At 61.8% G+C, this 20,797-nt stretch carries 17 protein-coding genes; 6 read left to right on the top strand and 11 right to left on the bottom strand.

Annotated elements, in window-relative coordinates; genetic code table 11:
• Window positions 1-27 precede the first annotated feature (27 nt).
• Window positions 28-1,170, bottom strand: a complete 1,143-nt coding sequence (locus I8746_RS07735) for an iron-containing alcohol dehydrogenase (protein ID WP_221100421.1) — start codon at window positions 1,168-1,170, stop codon at window positions 28-30.
• 142 nt (window positions 1,171-1,312) lie between these two features.
• Between I8746_RS07735 and I8746_RS07730 the strand changes: the two genes are divergently transcribed.
• Together I8746_RS07730 and I8746_RS07725 are read left to right on the top strand one after the other, a co-directional pair.
• Window positions 1,313-2,254 carry a LysR family transcriptional regulator gene (locus I8746_RS07730; RefSeq protein ID WP_012052065.1) on the top strand — a complete coding sequence of 314 codons (942 nt, stop codon included), beginning with the start codon at window positions 1,313-1,315 and terminating at the stop codon, window positions 2,252-2,254.
• A 290-nt stretch (window positions 2,255-2,544) separates the two neighbouring features.
• On the top strand, window positions 2,545-3,420 hold the full coding sequence (locus I8746_RS07725; protein ID WP_012052064.1) for a universal stress protein: 876 nt from the start codon (window positions 2,545-2,547) through the stop codon (window positions 3,418-3,420).
• A 59-nt stretch (window positions 3,421-3,479) separates the two neighbouring features.
• On the opposite strand, the gene I8746_RS07720 is transcribed toward I8746_RS07725, so the two are convergent.
• Window positions 3,480-4,334: a helix-turn-helix transcriptional regulator gene (locus I8746_RS07720; RefSeq protein WP_041168408.1), complete on the bottom strand. Its 855-nt coding sequence runs from the start codon at window positions 4,332-4,334 to the stop codon at window positions 3,480-3,482.
• Between the two features lie 150 nt (window positions 4,335-4,484).
• Here I8746_RS07720 and I8746_RS07715 point away from each other — a divergent pair, with 150 nt between their 5' ends.
• Window positions 4,485-5,039, top strand: coding sequence for a GNAT family N-acetyltransferase (locus I8746_RS07715; RefSeq protein ID WP_003254143.1), 555 nt, complete (start codon window positions 4,485-4,487; stop codon window positions 5,037-5,039).
• Window positions 5,040-5,331: 292 nt separating this feature from the next.
• A complete protein-coding gene (locus tag I8746_RS07710; RefSeq protein WP_012052062.1) occupies window positions 5,332-6,558 on the top strand; it encodes an MFS transporter in 1,227 nt (408 codons plus the stop codon).
• Window positions 6,559-6,658: 100 nt separating this feature from the next.
• Here I8746_RS07710 and I8746_RS07705 read toward each other — a convergent pair whose 3' ends face one another.
• The 4 genes from I8746_RS07705 to I8746_RS07690 form a co-directional block, all read right to left on the bottom strand.
• Window positions 6,659-7,036: a DUF2493 domain-containing protein gene (locus tag I8746_RS07705; RefSeq protein ID WP_221100420.1), complete on the bottom strand. Its 378-nt coding sequence runs from the start codon at window positions 7,034-7,036 to the stop codon at window positions 6,659-6,661.
• Between the two features lie 21 nt (window positions 7,037-7,057).
• A complete protein-coding gene (gene mgtA / locus I8746_RS07700; protein ID WP_088512721.1) occupies window positions 7,058-9,772 on the bottom strand; it encodes a magnesium-translocating P-type ATPase in 2,715 nt (904 codons plus the stop codon).
• Window positions 9,773-10,513: 741 nt separating this feature from the next.
• Entirely contained in the window at window positions 10,514-12,139 is a 1,626-nt protein-coding gene (locus I8746_RS07695; RefSeq protein ID WP_221100419.1) for a methyl-accepting chemotaxis protein, read from the bottom strand.
• 248 nt (window positions 12,140-12,387) lie between these two features.
• Window positions 12,388-13,878: a PLP-dependent aminotransferase family protein gene (locus I8746_RS07690; RefSeq protein WP_003254151.1), complete on the bottom strand. Its 1,491-nt coding sequence runs from the start codon at window positions 13,876-13,878 to the stop codon at window positions 12,388-12,390.
• On the opposite strand from I8746_RS07690, the gene I8746_RS07685 reads away from it, so the two are divergent.
• Together I8746_RS07685 and I8746_RS07680 are read left to right on the top strand one after the other, a co-directional pair.
• Window positions 13,879-15,645, top strand: coding sequence for an NAD(P)H dependent flavin oxidoreductase family protein (locus tag I8746_RS07685; RefSeq protein WP_221100418.1), 1,767 nt, complete (start codon window positions 13,879-13,881; stop codon window positions 15,643-15,645).
• 72 nt (window positions 15,646-15,717) lie between these two features.
• Complete coding sequence (locus I8746_RS07680) at window positions 15,718-16,164, top strand: GNAT family N-acetyltransferase (RefSeq protein WP_012052057.1); 447 nt, start codon at window positions 15,718-15,720, stop codon at window positions 16,162-16,164.
• 46 nt (window positions 16,165-16,210) lie between these two features.
• On the opposite strand, the gene I8746_RS07675 is transcribed toward I8746_RS07680, so the two are convergent.
• The 5 genes from I8746_RS07675 to I8746_RS07655 are packed head-to-tail and all read right to left on the bottom strand — an operon-like array spanning window position 16,211 to window position 20,716.
• Window positions 16,211-16,723, bottom strand: coding sequence for an AmiS/UreI family transporter (locus I8746_RS07675; RefSeq protein WP_012052056.1), 513 nt, complete (start codon window positions 16,721-16,723; stop codon window positions 16,211-16,213).
• A gap of 12 nt (window positions 16,724-16,735) precedes the next feature.
• Entirely contained in the window at window positions 16,736-17,320 is a 585-nt protein-coding gene (locus I8746_RS07670; RefSeq protein ID WP_012052055.1) for an ANTAR domain-containing response regulator, read from the bottom strand.
• A complete protein-coding gene (locus tag I8746_RS07665; RefSeq protein ID WP_088512727.1) occupies window positions 17,317-18,474 on the bottom strand; it encodes a transporter substrate-binding domain-containing protein in 1,158 nt (385 codons plus the stop codon). The genes I8746_RS07670 and I8746_RS07665 overlap by 4 nt, the downstream gene beginning before the upstream one ends.
• 21 nt (window positions 18,475-18,495) lie before the next feature.
• Window positions 18,496-19,617: an AAA family ATPase gene (locus I8746_RS07660; protein ID WP_221100417.1), complete on the bottom strand. Its 1,122-nt coding sequence runs from the start codon at window positions 19,615-19,617 to the stop codon at window positions 18,496-18,498.
• A 55-nt stretch (window positions 19,618-19,672) separates the two neighbouring features.
• Entirely contained in the window at window positions 19,673-20,716 is a 1,044-nt protein-coding gene (locus I8746_RS07655) for an aliphatic amidase (RefSeq protein WP_012052052.1), read from the bottom strand.
• Window positions 20,717-20,797 lie beyond the last annotated feature (81 nt).

The following is a 20,797-nucleotide window of genomic DNA, read 5'->3' as shown; positions in this document are numbered from 1 at the left end:
TTGTTGTTATTGGTTGAACAGCACGGCTTACATCGACGCTTCAAGCAGCCACTGGTAGTCCTCGGCAGATGCCTCACGTGGGTTGGTGCGGTGGCTGTGATCGGCCAACGCACCCTGGACGATGCGCGGGAACAGGTCCGGGTTGACATCCAGTTCGCCAAGGCCGGTCGGCAGGCCCAGCGTACGGGTCATGTCGCGAATGGCATCTTCGATCTGGCTGTCATCGGCCAGCCCCATCGCCTGGGCGATGCGTTGCATCTTGTGTTCGCTCACCACCGTTTCGGCCGTGCGGTTGAAGCGGATGACGGCAGGCAGGAAGATCGCATTGAGGGTGCCGTGGTGCAGGCGCGGGTTGATCCCGCCCAGCGCGTGGCTAAGGCTGTGCACGCAGCCCAGGCCTTTCTGGAAGGCCAGCGCACCTTGCAGCGATGCGCTCATCATGTTGATGCGCCCGTCCAGGTTGCCCGGCGCGCGGGTGGCTCGTTCGATGAAGCGCCAGGCCCGCCACAGGCCGTCCAGGGCAATGCCGTCGGCAGGCGGATTGAACGCAGGTGCCATGAAAGTTTCCAGGCAGTGGGCAATCGCGTCCATGCCGGTGGCAGCCGTGAGGTGTGCCGGCAACCCGAGGGTCAGTGCCGGGTCACAGATGGCGGCCTTGGGCACCACATGGGGCGAGATCACCCCCACCTTGCGCCCGTCATCGAGTATCAGGATGGCACCGCGCCCGACCTCGCTCCCCGTGCCGGCTGTAGTCGGCACGGCAATCACCGGCGCAGTTGCCGGGGTGATCCGGGCCAGGCCGCCCTCGATCACCGCAAAGCCCTTCAACGGGCCGTCGTGCCGGGCACACACAGCCACCCCCTTGGCCAGGTCGATTGCCGAGCCACCGCCAATGGCGATGATGCCATCACAGCCATATGCCTTGAACATGGCCACGGCCTCACGCACGGCATGCTCGTTGGGATTGGGTGGCGTACCGTCGTAGATCGGCAGTTGTGCCGTGTCGCTGGCGAAGGTGTTCAACGCTGCATCGACGATACCGGCGGCACGCACGCCACGGTCGGTCACGATCAAAGGCCTGGTTATACCAATGCGCTCACATTCGGCGGGCAGGCAGGCAATGGCACCGATATCGAATTGGATCTGGGTGATGTAGTTGATCAGGGACATAAGGCTTGGCAGGCTCCTGGCTTTATTGTTCTGGGCGTTTCAGCGGCACTGGATGCGACACTGTGCAGCGCCAGTATAGGAATGCGCGGCTGGCCATGGTATTGAGAACAATCCATATCGGTATAACCAAGACGAATACCAGATGACCCCATCGCTCAATTCGATCATGTCCCGCCTGCACGCCCGCCACCTGCGCTTGTTGATCGAGTTGGACGAGCACCGCTCGCTGCTCGGTGCAGCAAGCAGCGTCGGGCTTACCCAGCCTGGTGCCAGCAAGGCCTTGCAGGAAATCGAAACCACCTTCGGCACTGTGCTGTTCAACCGCACCAACCGAGGCCTGGAGCCCACGGCCGCCGGACACTGCGCCATCCGCTACGCACGCCTGTTACAGACCGATATCGCCAACCTGCGGCACGATCTAGATGCAATCCTGCGTGGGGTCGGCGGCCGGCTGGCTGTGGGGGCGATCATGGGCGCGGTGCCGTTGCTGATGAAGGCGGTGTCACAGCTGGCCAGCATCCAGCCACAGATGTCGTTCGAAATCATCGAAGACACCAGCCAGTCGCTGCTGACGCAGATCGAGAGCGGCCGCCTGGACATCGCCCTGTGCCGCACCAGTGTCAGCAATACGCCGCAGCTGTTCGCCAGCACCTTTGTCCAGGATGAGACACTGGCGGTCATCGCCAACATCGACCACCCGCTCAAGCATGCGCCAAGCCTGAGCCTTGCCGACCTGGCCGAGAGCCGCTGGATCGTCTACCGGGCCAACATGCCCATGCGCGTGCAACTGGAGCGCGAATTTCACGATGCCGGGCTGCGCTTCCCGCTGCACCTGGTTGAAACCACTTCGATCCTGGCGACCTTGTCGCTGTTGCAAAACCGTCCTGACTTCGTTGCGCTGGTGTCGATCGACGTGGCCCAGCAATGTGCAATGAATCAACAGGTCAGCATACTGCCCTTGAGCATGGCCTCGGTCAGCGACCCCTACGAGTTGGTAACCCGTAAAGGCAGCCAGGCAACACCGGCCATGGACACGCTCACCGAACTGCTGCTGTTGCAGGGCCGACAGCGCTGCGACAGTTAATGCGGTTTCATGGCAGAAGCCACTGGGAAATCTGGGCTGAGAGGCTGAGGGTCAAGACAGTAATGAGGCGGCCCGCCAGCCCTGGGTAATCAGCCTTTCAGCTACACCGGCAGTGCTGTTGCCGGCATGACCTGCCGCTACACCTACACGCCATTGACCCAGATCAAGCCCTCGCGCCGGGTTCGCGCGACGATGGCTGCACGCAAGGAATGACTCAAGCACCGCCAGGCGCACAGTGCTCAAGGTTTACCGCTTGATCGCTGTGCGCGGCCTTGGCCAAGGAGCCCCACATGAACCCGATGAAACACATACTGGTTGCCACCGACCTTTCCCCACATGCCCGCAACGCCGCTGAGCGCGCGGCCTACCTGAGCGATGCGCAACAGGCCTCGCTGGACCTGCTCTACGTTGCCAACCCGGCACCCTTCGAGCGCCTCAAACAGTTGGTGACGCCTGATGACGATCTGTTGAAACGCGTACTGGATTGCGCAGGCGAGAAAACCCACGCACTGGCAGCGCTGCTGTTCCAGCGTTACGGTATCTCCGCTGGCGTACAGGTCGCCAGCGGCTCGGTGATCACGGAGATCAACCGGGTGGTGCAGGACAAGCACAGCGACCTGCTGGTGTGTGGGGCCAGGGGCCAGAGCGTGGCGCGGCGCCTGCTGTTGGGTTCAACTGTGCAGAAACTGCTCAACCGCATGCCCTGCCCTTTGCTGGTGGTCAAGCCGGCCCCTCGTGATGCCTACCGTACCGTGCTGGTGCCAGTCGATTTTTCGTCCGTTTCACTGCGCACCCTCGAATTGGCCAAGGCCATTGCCCCGCAAGCAGAGATCATTCTGCTGCATGTGTACGAAGCCCCGTTCGAAGCCAGCGTGCGCTTCGCCCACCTCGACCACGACACCCTCACCCACTACCGCAATGTCATCCGCAAGGATGCACAAGTACAGCTCGCGGCGCTGAGTGAGGCTGCCGGCCTGGCCGATGCACGGCAGATCCTGGTGCACGGTGACCCTGGCTGGCGCATAGCCGAGCAGGAACAGGAGCTGGAGTGCGACCTGATCGTGGTCGGCAAGCAGGGGGCAAGCGCGCTGGAGGAACTGCTGGTGGGCAGCGTCACCAAGCATGTACTGAACGAATCGCAGTGTGATGTGCTGGTCTCGCCATAGCATACCGTGCCTGCCGAGCACGCTGCTAAGCGCCCTCGGCAGGCGCCGCTGTGCAAGCGTCAGCCATGCCCTTGCACGTTCTGCGCTTGCCTGCGGTAGCTGGAAAGCGAAAAACCGGTCTGACGTTTGAAATAGCGGCACAGGTAAGACGCGTCGGCAAAATTGAGCGCATCGGCAATTTGCCCGACAGCGTCATTACTGTAGGAAAGCAGTGCCTTGATTTCCAGGGTCACCTGCCGATCGATCAAACCTTTCGGGCTTGCATTGAAATACACCTTTGTCAGTTGCGACAGATAGAACGGGGTGATGTTAAGCGCGTCGGCATAGAACTTAACCTCGCGCTGCCGGGTGCTGTGTTTGCCTACCAGCTCCCAGAATCGCCAACTCAGCGCTTCCTTGCGGCTGAACGCCCTGCCTGCTGTCGGTAACACGGGAAGCTGCTCGGCAATCTTCAGGAAAAGGTTCTGCAGCTGGTTGCGCAGCATGATGTGCTGATAAGTGGCACAGCACCGCACAATATCGCGCATCTGCCTCAGCCACCCTTCCAGCAGCGGCCTCTCGCTTTCGGCAAGTACACAGTGCGGATGGTCGTGCAGAAAGACGAACAATGAATTGGGCAGTGGGTAGGCGACCTCGGCAGCAAGTGCTTGTGGTATCAGGCAGAAAAACACCTTGAAGCATCGTGAGCGACATTTGAGCAAGGCTATGGTGTCTTCGGCCAGCACCAGCACATCTGCGCGCCTGACAGCATGTTCTTTGAAGTTCAGCGTGAAACGGGCAGCCCCGGACAGGCACACAAGCAGTGTCAGATAGGCATGACCGAATGACAGTGGCGCCCCCTGCCCATCGGCAAGCGTGCTTTCACCTGTCTGGATCGGATCACCAGCCGCGTAAAGTTTCGGAATGTGATGCATCGTACTCGGTACCACCACCAGATAGAGCCAACAGCCTAACATCAAGCACCCGCGCAGTTTCGAAAAGTACCGATAATGCCAAGTTAGTGACGTTTACCGCGTGGCCAGTCGGCCATACGCTGGCCCACGGACCAGACACGAGTACAGGACATGAAATTGGAAACCGAACGTTTGCTGCTTCGCCCTTGGCTGGAGAGCGACGCTGCTGATTTGTACGAATATGCCAAGGACGAGCGCGTCGGTCCCGTTGCGGGCTGGCCTGTGCACACCAGTGTGGAGCACAGCCGCGAGGTCATTCGCGAAGTGTTCAACCACCCCGAAGTGTACGCCCTTGAACTCAAGCAGAATCAACGTGCCGTAGGCTGTGTCGGCCTGCTGACTGGCAGTAACAGCAACTTCGAGATCAGTGAACAAGAAGGTGAAATTTCCTACTGGATCGGGGTTCCCTACTGGGGCAAAGGCCTGGTTCCGGAGGCTGTGCGGGAAGTCATGCGCCACGCCTTCGAAACCCTGAAACTGCAGGCGCTGTGGTGTGGCTACTACACTGACAACAGCCAGTCACAGGCTGCCCAGGCGAAGTGTGGCTTCCGTCATCATCACACCGAAGAAAACAAGCACAACCGCTTTCTCGACGACTATCGTACTGAGCACATCAGCCGCATCACCTACCAGCAGTGGGTGGAGGGTGAGCAACAGCAAAAGTAGCCGACGGAGACGCCCGTACGGTGCGTTCGATCACTCGCTGGGCACCCCGGTATACGACGCAGGAAAGAGAAGCTGACGCTGCAGGCTGCAAATTGCCATGGCCTGCACCGGTGCGGTACCGGTAGGGCGTAGTCGCTGACAGCGCGCTCTCCACAAGACGTTTCATCGATTGCCCTGATGATTACTATCGAGCGGCCTGCCTGTCGGCCAGGCAAGGCCGCCTCTACAATCCCCTGCAAATCCCCCCGCTCCTGCGCCTGCTACAGGCGAGATCCCTCATGGAACCTAACCCATGCCAAGCAACAGCCAGGCCCCTCGCGGCCTTCCCGAACACAGCCAACAAAGCGTGACCCAGCAATGGCTGGCAATCCTCTCGGTAGCCGTGGGTGCTTTCGCCCTGGTCACCAGTGAGTTCCTCCCGGTGGGGGTGCTGAACGATGTGGCCAGCGACCTGGGCATCAGTGCAGGCCTTGCCGGCCTGATGGTGACCCTGCCCGGCATCATGGCTGCGTTAGCCGCCCCGTTGATTTCCGTAGGCGTCGGCGCGCTGGACCGGCGCTACCTGCTGATCGGCCTGACGCTGATCATGATCATCGCCAACGCCATCGTGGCCTACGCCGGCGACTTCAACCTGCTGTTGGTCGGCCGTGTGCTACTGGGTATCAGTATCGGCGGCTTCTGGGCGACAGCCATCGCCCTCAGCGGCCGCCTGGCACCTGACGGGATGGGCGTAGCCAAAGCCAACTCCATCATCATGGCGGGCGTAACCCTGGCGACGGTAGTGGGCGTGCCTGTCGGCACCTGGCTGAGTGGCCTGATGGGCTGGCGCATGACGTTCCTGGTCACTGCACTGGTAGGCGTACCGGTGCTGCTGGCTCAGGTCTTCCTGCTGCCGCGGCTGATGCCGGAAAAGGCCATTCGCATCCGCGACCTGCCGGCGTTGTTCATCAACCCGCAAGCACGGGTCGGTTTGATCGCCGTGTTGCTGATCGGCCTGGCGCACTTTGCGGCGTACACCTACGTCGCACCGTTCTTCAAACAGAATGCCGGCTTTGACGGGCCTACGATCGGTTCATTGTTGCTGCTGTATGGCGTGGCCGGCTTCATGGGCAACATCTTCGCCGGCTTTGCGGCCAACCGCAGCGTGCGGCATACCCTGATGCTGGTCGCGCTCATGATCGCAGTCAGCACCGCCCTGTTCCCGCACTTCGCCACCGGCATGACAGGTGCCGCGATGCTGATCGCACTGTGGGGCTTTGCCTTCGGTGCGTTCCCGGCCTGTGCCAATATCTGGATGTTTGTCGTGGCGCCCAAGGATGTCGAACGTGGCATGCCGCTGTTCGTGGCCCTGTTCCAGGTGATCATTGCCGTGGGCTCGTTCTTCGGCGGGCAAGTCGTGGACCATCTGGGCACTGCGGTACTGCTGAGCCTGGCCACGGCGCTGGTGGGCTGTGGCTTTGTCACCGTGCTGGTGCTGGGGCGCAACGTCAGTAACGATCTGGCGGCGCAGCCAGGCTAAGCAGCCGCCCAGGGCGGCTGCGCAAAGCTTGAGGCCGTGAAACCGAGGCGCCTGCTTCGCGGGCAAGCCCGCAGGTGCCGTACGGCCCCAGGCGCTTGCATTAGCTGCAATCGCCCCGCTCGGGCTGGCGCGGTTGCCTGGCGCACATCACCTGAACCTCGGCGCCACGGGCCCTGGCCAGCAGCTCCTCGGTGTCATCGCCACCGGGCAAGGCAAGCAACAGGTCAGGGGGGCTGTCGTTGAGCATGAACAGGTTGCGCAAGCGTTCGGCCTGCTTGCCGTGCAGCTGCCAGTTTGGCGGGTAACGCACCAGATCGGCGCCATGCTCGCGCGCCCAGCTTTCGATTTCCCCTCCAAGAAACTGGCTGCCGCCGTGGATCAACACCCGGATCGGCCGCTGGCGCTGGACGTCGTCCAAGGCCTGGCGGCAGCGTCGGGTGTCGGCGTAGTTGCGTCCTGCACAAATCAGTACTCGCATGGTCTGCTCTCCTTGCATCGCTCAGAACCACTGGCCGAAACGGCGGATATAGAGGGTCTTCATGGCTTGGGCAACCACGCAGTAGCCCAGCAGGGTGGCGGCCAGCCAAGGGAAGTACTCCCACGGCAGCGGCACCAGGCCAACCATCGCGCCCACCGGGGAGAACGGGATATAGATACCCAATGCCATGACCAGCCCCGTTGCCAATACCACCGGCAATGCAGCGGTGCTCTGGAAGAACGGTACCTTGCGAGTGCGCAGCATGTGCACTACCAGCGTCTGTGACAGCAAGCCCTCGATGAACCAGCCCGACTGGAACAGCGCCTGCATTTCGACGCTGTTGGCGGCGAACACGTACCACATCAGGGCGAACGTGGTGATGTCGAAGATCGACGACGTAGGACCTATCCACAACATGAAGCGGCCGATGTTGCGGGCATCCCATTTGCGTGGCTTGCTGAGGAACGCCTTGTCCATGCGGTCCCAGGGCAGCGACAGCTGGGAAAAGTCATACATCAGGTTCTGCAGCAGCAAGTGGATCGCCAGCATCGGCAGGAACGGAATGAACGCACTGGCCACCAGGACCGAGAACACGTTGCCGAAATTGGAACTGGCAGTCATGCACAGGTACTTCATGATGTTGCCGAAGGTTTCGCGGCCTTTGAGCACGCCCTCCTCGAGCACCATCAGGCTCTTTTCCAGCAAAATGATGTCGGCCGATTCCTTGGCGATGTCGGTGCCGCTGTCCACCGAGATACCGACGTCAGCATCGCGCAGGGCGGCGGCGTCGTTGATGCCGTCGCCAAGGAAGCCCACGGTGTGACCATTGGCCTGCAGGGCCTTGAGCACCCGTGATTTCTGCAGCGGGGTGAGCTTGGCGAAGACGGTGCGCTCCTCCACCTGAAGCTTCAGGGTGGCGTCGTCCATGCCCTCGATGTCCTGGCCGAGCAACGGCTGGCCTGGCGCCAGGCCCACTTCACGGCAGACCTTGGACGTGACCACCGGGTTGTCGCCGGTCAGTACCTTTACCTGCACGCCCATGTCGCGCAAGGCGGCGATGGCCGGGCCGGCCGTTTCCTTGGGTGGGTCGAGGAAGGTCAGCAAGCCCTGGATGACCAGATCGCGCTCATCTTCGGTGTGATACTGCGCCTTGCCTTCGGCCGCCGGGATCTCCCGGGTGGCAACCATCAGCACGCGGAAGCCGTCCTGGTTGAAGGCATCGACACTGGCCATCAACTGCTGACGGCGGCACGGATCGAGGGCAAAGACCTTGTCGCCTTCCTGCACATGGGTGGCGATGGCGAGCATTTCCTCGACCGCCCCTTTGCTTACCAGCAGGTGATCGCCCAAGGCATTCTTCACCACCACTGACAGGCGGCGGCGGATGAAGTCGAACGGCAGTTCGTCGACCTTTGCGTAGGCATAAGGCGCCTGAAACTGGCGGTCCTGGCCGGCGAAATGAAGCACGGCCTGGTCCATCAGGTTGCGGATGCCGCTTTGGTGATGGCTGTTGAGCCAGGCCAGCTCAAGGATGTGCTTGTCGGTTTGGCCGTCGAAGCGCACAGAGTGCTCGAGGATGATCCGATCCTGGGTGAGCGTACCGGTCTTGTCGGTGCACAGCACGTCCATGGAGCCCAGGTTCTGGATGGCGTTCAGGCGTTTGACCACCACCTTGCGCCGGGCCATGGCCACGGCGCCCTTGGCCAGGTTGGCGCTGACGATCATCGGCAGCATTTCCGGGGTCAGGCCCACTGCCACGGCAAGTGCGAAAAGGAAGGCATCACCCCAGTCGCCTTTCACCAAACCGTTGATCATGAACACCACCGGCACCATCACCAGCATGAAGCGGATCAGCAGGCTGCTGACGCTGTTCACGCCGCGGTCAAAAGCGGTCTGGCTGCGCGAACCGGCAATGGCCTTGGCCAGCGAGCCAAAATAGGTGCGTCGGCCGGTCGCCACCACCACGGCGCGGGCGCGGCCACTGACCACATTGGTCCCCATGAAGCAGATGTTCGGCAACTCGAGCAGGTTGTCCTGATGTGCGCCATGCTCGGCGGCCGACTTCTGCGCGACATTACCCAAGGTGTCGTACTTTTCGACCGGCAACGCTTCGCCGGTGAGCACGGCCTGGCTGATAAACAGGTCGCGCGCTTCAAGCAGGCGGATATCGGCGGGAATCATGTCACCTGCAGAAAGCTGCACGATGTCGCCGGCCACCAGTTCGTCCATGGGCACTTCGCGCAGGCGCGGGGCTTGCCCGATCTGCTCGCGGCGCAACACCGTGGCAGTACTGCGCACCATTGCCTTGAGCGCGTCGGCAGCCTTGTTCGAGCGGTACTCCTGCCAGAAGCGCAGCAGGCTGCTGAGGCTGACCATGGTCATGATGATGATGACCTTGGTCAGGTCGGCGTCGTCTGCTTCGCCTGCACTGACCGGCAGCCAGTAGTCGGTGACAAAGCTGATCCCGGCCAGGGTCAGCAGAACATAGATGAACGGGTTGTTCAGGGCCTTGAGCAGCTGCACCAGGGCGTGGGGTTGCGGGTCGTGGGCAACCTGGTTGGCCCCATCGCGCGCCAGGCGCTTGGCGGCTTCGTGCTCGGTCAGGCCCTGTTCGCTGGCATCGAGGTTGGCGAGGGTGACCGCCAGGCCATTGCGCGCTTCACGGGCGGCGCGGGTGGACAGGCGGGTTTCGCGTTCGGCCTTGGCCGATGAGGTGTTACGGTGTTTGACAGTCATGTTGCTGTGCTCCTGCCGCTGCGGCGGCACGACACACAGACGTTTCACTCAGGCGGTGAACGAAGGCATGTCGGGTCGCTGAATAATGCTGGTTCTTTCCGACAGTTGTCTGTCCGCTGCCGAGAGTCGGAAGTTGTGTCGGCAGCGAACTTTCTACTCGCGCAATCCATGGTTTGATTCCTTTTCATAAACACAGGGCAATAGTTATCCCGCGAACTTTTAACGTGAAAAGTTCGAGCACAAAGATACCGTTCAATATCTTTTATTCAGTGAGAAGTGCGGGGGCTCAAGCGTGCATGAAGACGCGCCAGCACCCCGCAACTACTTGGGGGGTGCTGGTGGTGGTCAAGGTAGCCGTGCAGACGCCGCGGCCAGGCGCGGGCCTGCCGCGGCGCAAGGCACGCAGGCTGGCGATGTGAAACGAATGAAGTGAGGTTCATGAGCTTGCCTCCAACCGGCCAACACCGGCGGCGGCAAGTCACGGCGGAGCATCAGGCTCTGGCGCGGCTTGCCCGACCAGGGTGTCGGGACCGGTGTTCCGGTTCAAGTGCCTGACCCGGCCATTCGGCAGAGGTCAGGCAGCGACGAGATACTGTGTCCATTGAATTCTTCAGTGAAGGGAAAAAAGGCCCCGCGCTCGGGGCGGTCGAACTTTATTCAAGCGTAGTATCGAAGTCAACCCGCAAGGGGAACTTTAAATAAGTTTAACCTTATCTTAATGTTCCACGCAGGCGCAGCGCCTCAAACCTTGAACCGCCCCACCAACGCCGTCATCTCCCCCACCAGCCCCGACAACGCCTTGCTCGCCTCGCTGGTCTGCTGCGCACCCGCCGCGGAATGGTTGGACAGTTCGCGGATGTTCAGCAAGTTGCGGTCTACTTCCCGCGCCACCTGAGCCTGCTCTTCGGCCGCACTGGCAATGACCAGATTGCGCTCGTTGATTTCGCCGATCGCACTGTAGATGCCCTCCAGCACTTGCCCCGAGGCCAGGGTCACGTCCAGTGTCGACTGGGCGCGGTTGGTGCTGGCCTGCATGGATGCTACCGCAGCTTCGGTCCCCGCCTGCACGCTGCCGATCATCTGCTCGATTTCCTGGGTCGATTGTTGCGTGCGATAGGCCAGTGTGCGCACCTCATCCGCCACTACCGCAAAGCCGCGCCCGGCCTCACCGGCACGGGCCGCCTCGATGGCAGCATTGAGCGCCAGCAGGTTGGTCTGCTCGGACACCGAGCGGATCACTTCCAGCACCTTGCCGATGTCCCGCACCTGCCCCACCAACTGCTGCAGGTGCGCACTGCTGGTCTGGATTTCGCGGGTCATGGCTTCGGTGCCGTCGATGTTTTCGCTGACTTGCCGGCGGCTTTGCGCGGCCAGCTGGTTGGATTCACTGGTGGTTTGCGAGGTGGTGATCGCGTTGCGCGCAACCTCCTCCACTGCCGTGGTCATTTCGGTCACGGCAGTCGCGGCCTGCTCCAGCTCCTGCCCCTGCTGACGCAGGTTGTTGGCGCTTTCCTCGGTGACCGCGTTCAACGCCATGGCGGCGGCGTCCAGCTGCCGGGCACAGTTGTTGATCTGCCCAAGGGTGTCGCGCTGGCTCTGCTGCATGCGCTGCAGTTCATGGAACAGTTGGCCGATCTCGTTGTTGCCCTGCCCTTGCACCGGCACACTCAGGTCGCCACTGGCAATGCGCTGGAAATGCCCACCGGCTTCACGCAGGGGGTGCAACACACGCTGGGCAATGAACGCCCAGCACAGCACCGCCAGCACCACGGTCACGCCCAGCAGGCACAGGCTCAGCAATTGTGCCCGGGCCAGACGCCGGTCGGACTCGAGCATGATTTGCTGGCCACGTTCGCTCAGTGTGGTCACCAGCTGCTGGCGCAGGGTTTGCAACCGCCCCATGGCATTACCGGCATCGCTGTTGACCTTGAAGTACTGCTCCAGCGAACGCTGGCGGGTCGCTTCACGCTGCCCCGCCACCGCCTTGGCGTATTCGGCAAAGGTAGCCTGCAGCTCGGTTGCCAGCACGCGAAGGGCGGGTTCACGGGCGTTTTCGACAAATTCGTCGACCAGCGTCTGGCTCTTGTTGTTCAGCTCCACCGACAGCGCCATGCGCTTGCCTGCACTCTCGTCATGGCCACCCAACTGCTCGATAAAGCCCGAAGACACGTTGGCGCTGGAACGAATCGCCATCAGCAACGCATTGTTCAACCGGTCCGACTGGTGCGCAGTCTGGTCCAGTTCAGTGATCTGCTGGTCGCTACCCAAGGCAGCCCACCAGGCACTGGCGGTCGAAAACAGCAGGGTCAGGCTGAACAGCGACAACACCCAGAACATTCCGGTGCGAATTTTCAGGTTTGCAAGCATGCGGGCAGTACTCCTTGTTGGCACCACTTCTGATCGATGATTCGAGGGTGGGTGTGCTGCTATCGGAGGTACTGGCGCAGGCTTGAGGCGCCGCGATGCGGTTATGTGCGGTAACCGAACGGAATGCGTTGAGACCCAGAGGCCTCGAAACCCTTGAGGGCATAACCCTTTTGCATAAATCCTGAGGCCAGCGCGATCACTGTGGGAGCGGGCTTGCCCGCGAACACGGGCGAAGCCCGTGCCATCCGCTACCGCGCCTTGCCAATCGCTTTCGCGGCGTCTGCCAGGCGTTGGGTCGCCTGCCGAATCTCATCCGCATCCAGCGAAGCAAACCCCAGGCGCAAGGCATTCTCGGCATGGCCAAACGGTGAAAACTGTCGCCCACTGCGCACCACCAGGTCCCGTTCCAGCGCTTTGTCGACCAACTGATCCACGTTGATCTCATCGGCAAACCTCACCCACAGCGCCAGGCCACCTTCTGGCGCCTGCACGCTGATCTGTTCGCCAAACGCATCGCGCAAGCACCCCAACAAGGTTTCGCGCCGGCGCCGGTACTCGCGGTTGACACGGCGCAAGTGCTTCTTCAGTTCGCCATCATTGATCAGGTCCGCCAACATCTGCTGCATGACTGCATCGCCCTGCCCCAGGGTCAACATCGCCCTGCGTTCCAACACGGTTGTCACTTCCACCGGTGCCACGATATAGCTGCAACGGAACGTACTGCCCAAAGGCTTGGACAGTGAGCCAATGTAAATCACGTGCCGCTGCTGGCGGTCGCTGGCCAACGGCAGATAAGGCCGCCCGGCAAAGTGGTATTCGTAGTCGTAATCTTCTTCGATCACGCAAAAGGCATGCTGGCGCGCCAGCTCCAGCAGCTGTTGCCTGCGCCCGGCTGGCAGGCTGACCGTGGTCGGGAACTGGTGATGGGGTGTTATGTACATCATCCGCACCTTGTGCTGCCGGCACAGGGCCTCGAGCTGATCGACCCGGCAGCCCTCATGGTCCAGCTCCACGGTCACCAGGCGGGCACCCAGCTGACGGAAGATCTCCCACGCAGGGGGGTAACTCAGGCGCTCGACCAGCACAACGTCACCCGGCTTGAGCAACACACTGGCCACCAGGGACAGTGACATCTGCACCCCCTGGGTCAGGCAGATATGCTCGGCGCCAACGTTCAGGCTGCGATTGTGCCGCAACATGTCGGCCAGGGCGCTGCGCAGATTGCGGCTGCTGCACTCGCTGCCGTGGCGCACACTATTGCTGCTGAAGCTGCTGCGCAAGGCATTGCGGTAATAGCGGTGCAGTACAGCCTGCGGTAGCAGGCGGTGGTCACAGGCGCCGTTGTCGAAGAACAAGGCCCCCGGCCGCCCTTGTTGGGCTACAGCCTGTTCGTTCGCCTTGAAGTAGGCAACGGCAGGTTCCTCTGGCAGCGCCAGGGCAAAAGGCCGCACGGCACCGCAAACGGCCGCTGTGCCGGGCGCCAGCTGCTGGCTGACAAAGGTGCCCCGGCGTTGCACGCTTTGCAGCCAGCCTTTGGTTTCGGCTTCCTCATAAGCAAGGATCACGGTCTTGCGATTGACGTTCAGCAGTTGCGCCATCTCCCGCGTGCCCGGCAACGGCGTGCCAGGGCGCAGGCGACCCTCGCTGATTGCGGCCACCAACCCTTCGACGATCTGCCGGTACGAAGCTTGCGCCCCATCGAGTTTGAGCAGTGGCTGCCATTTACGAAGCTGGACCATATGAAATATCCAAAACTGGAGGTTCTGCTGGTCCTGGACTATAGCAACAATCGAACCTCCATTTGCCCCGAGGTGCTCATGCAAAGCCGCCACGTCATTGAAATTTCGCCCACGGGCAAAGCCTTCGAAGCCAGCCAGGAGCTGCTGCTCGACGCCATGCTCGCCAGCGGCCTGCCGGTACCCTTCTCCTGCCGCCGCGGCGCCTGCGGCTCGTGCAAGGTCAAGGTGGTGTCGGGGCAGCATCAGGACAAGCAGCGGGATGCGGACACGCCGCCGCCTTCCTACCCCTTGGCCGCCGACGAGATGTTGCTGTGCCAGAGCCACGCCTGCAGCGACATGCGCCTGGAAATACCCGGCTGGTCACTGGACGCACCCGCACTGGAAACCCAGGCACAGGTGGTTGGCAAGCGCGCGCTGAGCGCAGATATCGTCGAGCTGGTGTTGCAACCTGCTCAGCCGCTGGAGGTGCGGGCGGGCCAGTACATGCGGTTTCAGTTGGACAACGGCGACAGCCGCTGTTTCTCCATTGCCAACCTGCCTGCCCAGGAACAAGGGCAACTGGTGTTTCACATCCGCAAGGTCAGCGGCGGCCTGTTCACTGAAGGTTTGCTGCCCACCCTGCAAGCAGGTGCAACGGTAAAGCTCGAGGGCCCGCTGGGCGCCTGTACCTGGCAGCACGATGATCAACGCCCGCTGATCCTTTTCGCCACTGGCACAGGTTACGCCGGCATCAAGCCGCTATTGCTGACGGCCTTGGCCGGCAATGCCGACGTCACGCTGTATTGGGGCGGCTCTTCGCCGGCGGATTTCTATGACCGCGAATTTCTCGACGTGTCCAGCCGTGTGCACCCGCACTTTCGCTGGCAACCGGTGCTCTCGGCCCAGGCACGTATACAGCAGGTGGCGCTCAGCCAGACGCATCGCTGGGTCGAAACCCAGGTCTATGCCTGTGGCAATGCCACGATGATCACCCAGGTCCGCGAGCAATGCCTTGCAGCAGGGGTACAGCCCCATCGCTTTGTCGCCGAGGCCTTTGTCGCCAGCGGCGCACGGACAACGCAGGCTTCATCAGCCAGCACGCTGCACCCTCAGCTGGAAAAGGTCGGCCCACGTTATTCGCTGGACGGCATGCTCGCAGCCCGCGAACAGTCGGTACGGGCCGTGGCCGCCATTGCCAGCCAACTGCAGGTCGGCATGACCACCGCCCAGGCACTGGAGATGGCCGCGCATACCCTCCAGGCGATGGGCGCCTCACACACCTGGCACCCCACCTACATCCGTTTTGGTGACGATACCGTGCGTACGCCACGGCAAGGCATTGACCTTCAACGTGTGCTACGTACCACGGACATCGTCGTGGTCGACGTTGGGCCGGTATGGGATGGCTATGAAGGTGACTATGGCGATACCTTCGTGTTTGGCCAGCACGCTTTGCACCACGCCTGCGTGAAGGCACTGCATGAAGTGTTCGACGAGACCCGTCAGGCCTGGGGCCGCGGGTTGACCGGACGTGAACTGTATGACTTCGCCGAGCGCAGTGCCCAGGCCAAAGGTTGGCAGCTGGAGCGCAACCTGGCCGGGCATCGCATCGCCGACTTCCCGCATGTGTTGTATAGCCAGGACAAGCTGGCCGAGGTGGAGATTGTCCCGAGCGAGGTGGTGTGGGTGCTGGAGATACAACTGTGCCACCCTACCGAACCTGTCGGGGCATTCTTCGAAGACATCCTGATTGGCGAACGCAAGCCGGGCGCTGCCAAGGCAGCTTGATGCCGCATCGGCCTCTGAACCCGTAACAGGTTTAAGTGGGCAACAGAAGGACACCCGACAAGGACGATTACCATGCAAGTACGCACGCTCACCCCTGACGACCTCCCCCAAGCCTGCGCCTTGTGCATGGATGCCTTCATGCAGGCTGTCGCGCCCACGCTGTCGGCGCAAGGTATCGAGACCTTTACCCAGGTGTCAGCACCCCAGGCGTTTGCCGAGCGCATGCAAGGTGACAACCTTATGCTGGCCTGTTTTGTCGAAGGCGCTATCGCGGGGCTGATCGAGCTCAAGGAAGGCCGTCACATTGCGATGCTGTTCATTGCACCAGGCCTGCAACGCCAGGGTATAGGCAAGCGCCTGATGAACGCAGCACTGGCGCATGCCAGCGCTGAGGTGGTGACGGTAAAGGCATCATTGTCCTCTGTACCCGCCTACCAACGCTACGGCTTCACCCTGGCAGGCGACGTGGGTGAGTTTGCCGGGCTGGTGTATCAGCCGATGGAAAAGCGCCTGCCGTAAGGGCAGCGTCACAGCGCAAGGCTGCTCCACAGCGGCCGCATGGCCGTCAGCCCATCTGCTGCCACAGGATCAACAGCCCGGGCACCCAGGCGGTGAAGATCGCGCACAGCAATGTCATTGCCGCCACCAGACGCTGGATCTTCCTGGCCAGCGCCAGCAACAGGAAAAAGCTGAACCACAACACCGTCCACGCCGCCCAGTTCAGCACATCCCATACCTTCAACAGCCCTTCGGCGCCAGGGATGGAACTGACTGTCACCACCAGCGCCGTCACGCTGACGAACAGGCAGAACCAGCCTAGCCCGCGCCCATCAACCTGCAGCACCTGGTTGGCAGCCACCCACAGGTAGGTAAAGGCGAACAGGAGGGTCAAGGCACCGGCCTTGATGCCTTCGGCCGAGCCCACCACGAAGATCAGGTAGACCGCCACCAACAGGCTGAGCAAACCGACAAACAGGTTGATCACCGCCACTTCGCGGTCAGTGATACGCCCCATCAGCCAGATGCTGTTGATGAACAACACCGCACCCACATACAGCAGAACCAGTCCGTACAACATGGCAACCTCTTCTCATTCGAATTGTTTTAGGGTTTTTCTTGCCATTTCCAGCATCGACAGCCGCTGTTTCATCGCTTCTTTCGACAAGTAGGCATGAGCTTCAGGCTCCTGCCAGCCCTGGGCCGCCATCAGCAGGACCTTGGCCTTGTTGATGTCGGCCTGGTGCTCCAGACGCTCCTGCAACTGGGCATTCTTCTGCATCAAGCGGGCCTGGGCTTCGCTGTTGCTTCTGGCGCACACCAACGCCGGAAGTACCTTGTGGTTGTCCAGAGGCAGCACCATCACGCCGTGACACCCCAGCTCCAGGATTTGCGAAAGAATGGTCGGGCTCTCGTACTCCACCAAGGCGATGGCGGTCAGGCGTACGCCGCCCTGGGCCAGCAGCTTGCCCAGCTCGGCATGGTGGCGGCCTTCGAACACCCCGCAAAACACCAGGTCGGTGTGGGTGTCGAACGCCTTGGGCGGTGGCCAGCACTGCTTCACCGAGCAGCCGATACGCATCAGTTGCAACACCAGGGCATCAGTGATTTCACTGGGCGGACAAACGATGCCCACGTGCAGTTCACGCAGCGTGTTCAGGATGTTCGACGTGCTCATGAGGGGCCGCCCCCCATCATGCTCACGGTCCAGTCGTCCAGGTTGTGAACCACCACATAGGGGTCAGGGCGGATGGTCGTAGGCGATTGCCATTTGATGCAGATCTGCCCGCGCGCATCGATCTCGCCGATACGTGAAAACAGGTGCGAGTGGTTGTTCTGCTGCTCCACCTGCACCCTGCCCTGGGGGCTATCCATGCTCGCGTGGTACAGGTGATTGCGGATTACCTCCACCTCCAGGCTGCCGGTGGCATTTACCGCCTGGCACAGCATGCGCATCTGGCAGTACGCCGCCTCGGCCCAGGCAGTGATGCGCACATCGGCCGGAAAGAACGCACGGCACTGACTGACGAATGCGTTGCTTTGCGGTGACTCGACGCTGGTGAAGTAGGGTGCCACGACGATGTTGCCACGGGCCGCCTCGGCCCCCATTTCGGCAATTTCTGCCTCGCTGGTAGTCAAGCTGGCGATCGGCGGCCGAGGGCCATTGCCATAGCGCTGCGCCATTGCTTGGTAGAAGCTTGCCGTCCCCGTACCGACCACGGTCGAGAACACCACGTCAGGGGCAGAACGCACCACCCGCTCGACCACCAGGGCCAGGTCATCGGCCGAGGGGTACAGGGGCATGTAGGCTTCTTCCACCACTTCGCCACCATGCTGCTTGTACAGGTGGCGCATGACATGGTTGCTTTCCCGCGGGTAGATGTAGTCGGAACCGACGAAGGCGACCCTGGCACCGTAATGACGTGTCAGGTATGCCGCCAGTGGCGCGCTATTCTGGTTAGGTGCCGGCCCGCCGTAGATGATATTGGGCGAGTACTCGAAGCCCTCATAGGGCGTGGGATAGAACAGCAAGCCATCGGCGCGCTCGATGACGGGCATCACGGCTTTGCGGGTGTGCGACATGTAGCAGCCGAGCATCAGGCGCACACCGTGGTTGCGCACATAGTCGTCACACAGATTGCGATAACGGTCCGGGTCGCCCCCGGGGTCGCCGACCAGGGTCAGAACCGGTTCGCCAAGTACGCCCCCCTCGCGGTTAACCTGTTCGACCGCCAGCAGCGCGCCAAAGCGCTGCGAGCGTTCAATGGCTGCGGTAACGCCGGTTTCGGCGAACAGCAAGCCCACCTTCAATTGCCTGTCTTGTCTACTCATCACACCATCCTGTGACAACCGTCATGTCGGCAACGAAAAACGGATGCGCCCGCGCTCAAGGTGGCCGGCCACCGTCATGCACGTCACTTCTGCCTGGCATGGGATGCGGTTACCAAGCAGGTACTCGGCCAGTGGCACTTCCAGCTCATGGCGGATAAAGCGCTTGAGCGCACGCGCGCCAAACTCCAGGTCATGGCCTTCGCTGGCCAGCTTGCCAACCACCGACGCATCCAGCTGCAGGCGGCAGTGATGCTTGGCAAGGCGCCGGTTCAGGCGCGACACCTCCAGTTCAACGATGCGCTCGCTCACCTCCTGTTCGATGGCATTGAACACCACAGTGCTGTCGATGCGGTTGACGAACTCGGCAGAAAAACGCTTCACCAGGCGCCGCCGCACCAGCCCCAGCAAACGCTCGCGACGCCCTGCCTGCAGGCCAAGCAGACGCCGCAGCGGCGTCAGCGGGCCCAGCCGGTGCTGGCGTATTTCGTCTGCCGCCAGGTTGCTGGTCATGAACACCAGTGTGTTACGGAAATTGAAGCTCTTTTCACCGGAGGCCAAGCGCAGCAGGCCATTGTCGAACACATTGAGCAGCGCCTGGGACACCTCCTTGCTGGCCTTTTCCAGCTCATCGAACAGCACGATCCCAGGGCGCCCTTGGCTCCCGTCCAGCAGCGCCTGGTCAAACAGCGTGCGGCCTTCCTTGGCGCCAGCATAGCCCGGTGGCGCGCCGGTCAGAGCAGCGGCGTAGTGTTCCTGGGCCAGCGTGTTCATGTCGACCCGGCAGAAGGCATCGGCATCACCGTGCAGGGCTCGGGCCAGGGCACGCACGACCTCGGTCTTGCCGACCCCGGTCGGGCCGAGGAACAATGCCGTGAACAGCGGGCGGCGCGGGTCGAGAATATCCGCACGCACCACCGTGAGCACATCTTCGATGGCCTGCAAGGCTTCGTCCTGGCCCAGCACTTCGTTGCGTACTACCTGCATGACGGCAGCGACATCGAAGCGGAAACGCGACTCCAGGGTGTCTTCACTGCGCAGGTGGGTCTCGACGATTGCCCGGGTGTGGCAGTTTTCGGCACTCAGTGCAGCACTGGAGGACGCATCGCGACGCGTCTGCTCCAGCAGGTCGTTCAAGAACGGCATGGTCTTCCCCTCGCTTTGTGAAACAGCGTGCCCGCAGGCACGCTGGGCAACCCCGTCAGCGGGCTTCCTTTTCCTTGGCATCGTAGGGAAGGCTGCCGACCGGGCACTGCGCCACCCCCGAGGTGCGCCGGGTCAGGGCCTCGACGTTCTCGCGGGCCTTCTCGGCATCCAGCACCCAGGTGCGGTAGAACTCGAATGGGCATTCGGCAATGCCGCGGTCGCCGTCGCCAGACAAATGCATACCGCTGTAGCCACGGTGCAGGATCTTGTACAGGTGGTTTTGCGACTGGTCGTTCTGCCGCGCATCGCGAATTTGCGAGATCGACAGCTGGGCGTACTGGATACCCATCTCCTCTTCACCGCACTCGCCGAGTGTACGACCATCGAAACCGATGATTGCCGAGTGACCGAAGTAGGAATACACACCATCGAAGCCCGCGGCGTTGGCCACTGCAACGTAGCAGTTGTTAGCCCACGCCATGGCCTTGGCCATCAGCACCTGCTGGTCCTTGGCCGGGTACATGTAACCCTGGCAGCGCACGATCAGCTCGGCGCCTTTCATGGCACAGTCGCGCCAGATTTCCGGGTAGTTGCCGTCATCGCAGATGATCATGCTGATTTTCAGGCCCTTGGGGCCATCGGCAACGTAGGTCTGGTCGCCCGGGTACCAACCCTCGATCGGGCACCAGGGGATGATCTTGCGGTACTTCTGCACGATCTCGCCATTGTTGTCGATCAGCACCAGCGTGTTATAGGGGGATTTGCGCGGGTGCTCTTCATGGCGCTCGCCGGTCAGCGAAAACACGCCCCAGACATTGGCCTTGCGGCAGGCCTGGGCGAACACTTCGGTTTCCACGCCGGGTATGGCCACGGCGGTTTCCATCATTTCGGCCGGGTCATACATGATGCCCTGCAGGCTGTACTCCGGAAAAATCACCAGATCCATGCCCGGCAGCCCCTGCTTCATGCCGACAATGATGTCGGCGATTTTCCTGGCGTTTTCGAGCACTTCATCGCGGGTATGCAGGCGCGGCATCTTATAGTTGACCACGGCGACGCCGACGGTGTCATTGCTGCTGGAAATATCACCATGACGCATGTTGACCACCTCTTGTTGTTATTTTTCAGGGACGAAAAAAAGCCCTCTCCGCATGCGGAGAGAGCTCATTTGCTCTTTGGG

The sequence above is a fragment of the Pseudomonas sp. USTB-Z genome, assembly GCF_019691255.1.
GTDB lineage: Bacteria > Pseudomonadota > Gammaproteobacteria > Pseudomonadales > Pseudomonadaceae > Aquipseudomonas > Aquipseudomonas alloputida.
Note: the sequence above shows the minus strand (reverse complement) of the source record. Positions and strands in the feature narration are given on the sequence as shown.

What these genes read in the sequence shown, in the direction of transcription:
- I8746_RS07735 (WP_221100421.1), bottom strand. Translation starts at nt 1,170, where the DNA reads ATGTCCCTGATCAACTACATCACCCAGATCCAATTCGATATCGGTGCC.
- I8746_RS07730 (WP_012052065.1), top strand. Translation starts at nt 1,313, where the DNA reads ATGACCCCATCGCTCAATTCGATCATGTCCCGCCTGCACGCCCGCCAC.
- I8746_RS07725 (WP_012052064.1), top strand. Translation starts at nt 2,545, where the DNA reads ATGAACCCGATGAAACACATACTGGTTGCCACCGACCTTTCCCCACAT.
- I8746_RS07720 (WP_041168408.1), bottom strand. Translation starts at nt 4,334, where the DNA reads ATGCATCACATTCCGAAACTTTACGCGGCTGGTGATCCGATCCAGACA.
- I8746_RS07715 (WP_003254143.1), top strand. Translation starts at nt 4,485, where the DNA reads ATGAAATTGGAAACCGAACGTTTGCTGCTTCGCCCTTGGCTGGAGAGC.
- I8746_RS07710 (WP_012052062.1), top strand. Translation starts at nt 5,332, where the DNA reads ATGCCAAGCAACAGCCAGGCCCCTCGCGGCCTTCCCGAACACAGCCAA.
- I8746_RS07705 (WP_221100420.1), bottom strand. Translation starts at nt 7,036, where the DNA reads ATGCGAGTACTGATTTGTGCAGGACGCAACTACGCCGACACCCGACGC.
- mgtA (WP_088512721.1), bottom strand. Translation starts at nt 9,772, where the DNA reads ATGACTGTCAAACACCGTAACACCTCATCGGCCAAGGCCGAACGCGAA.
- I8746_RS07695 (WP_221100419.1), bottom strand. Translation starts at nt 12,139, where the DNA reads ATGCTTGCAAACCTGAAAATTCGCACCGGAATGTTCTGGGTGTTGTCG.
- I8746_RS07690 (WP_003254151.1), bottom strand. Translation starts at nt 13,878, where the DNA reads ATGGTCCAGCTTCGTAAATGGCAGCCACTGCTCAAACTCGATGGGGCG.
- I8746_RS07685 (WP_221100418.1), top strand. Translation starts at nt 13,879, where the DNA reads ATGAAATATCCAAAACTGGAGGTTCTGCTGGTCCTGGACTATAGCAAC.
- I8746_RS07680 (WP_012052057.1), top strand. Translation starts at nt 15,718, where the DNA reads ATGCAAGTACGCACGCTCACCCCTGACGACCTCCCCCAAGCCTGCGCC.
- I8746_RS07675 (WP_012052056.1), bottom strand. Translation starts at nt 16,723, where the DNA reads ATGTTGTACGGACTGGTTCTGCTGTATGTGGGTGCGGTGTTGTTCATC.
- I8746_RS07670 (WP_012052055.1), bottom strand. Translation starts at nt 17,320, where the DNA reads ATGAGCACGTCGAACATCCTGAACACGCTGCGTGAACTGCACGTGGGC.
- I8746_RS07665 (WP_088512727.1), bottom strand. Translation starts at nt 18,474, where the DNA reads ATGAGTAGACAAGACAGGCAATTGAAGGTGGGCTTGCTGTTCGCCGAA.
- I8746_RS07660 (WP_221100417.1), bottom strand. Translation starts at nt 19,617, where the DNA reads ATGCCGTTCTTGAACGACCTGCTGGAGCAGACGCGTCGCGATGCGTCC.
- I8746_RS07655 (WP_012052052.1), bottom strand. Translation starts at nt 20,716, where the DNA reads ATGCGTCATGGTGATATTTCCAGCAGCAATGACACCGTCGGCGTCGCC.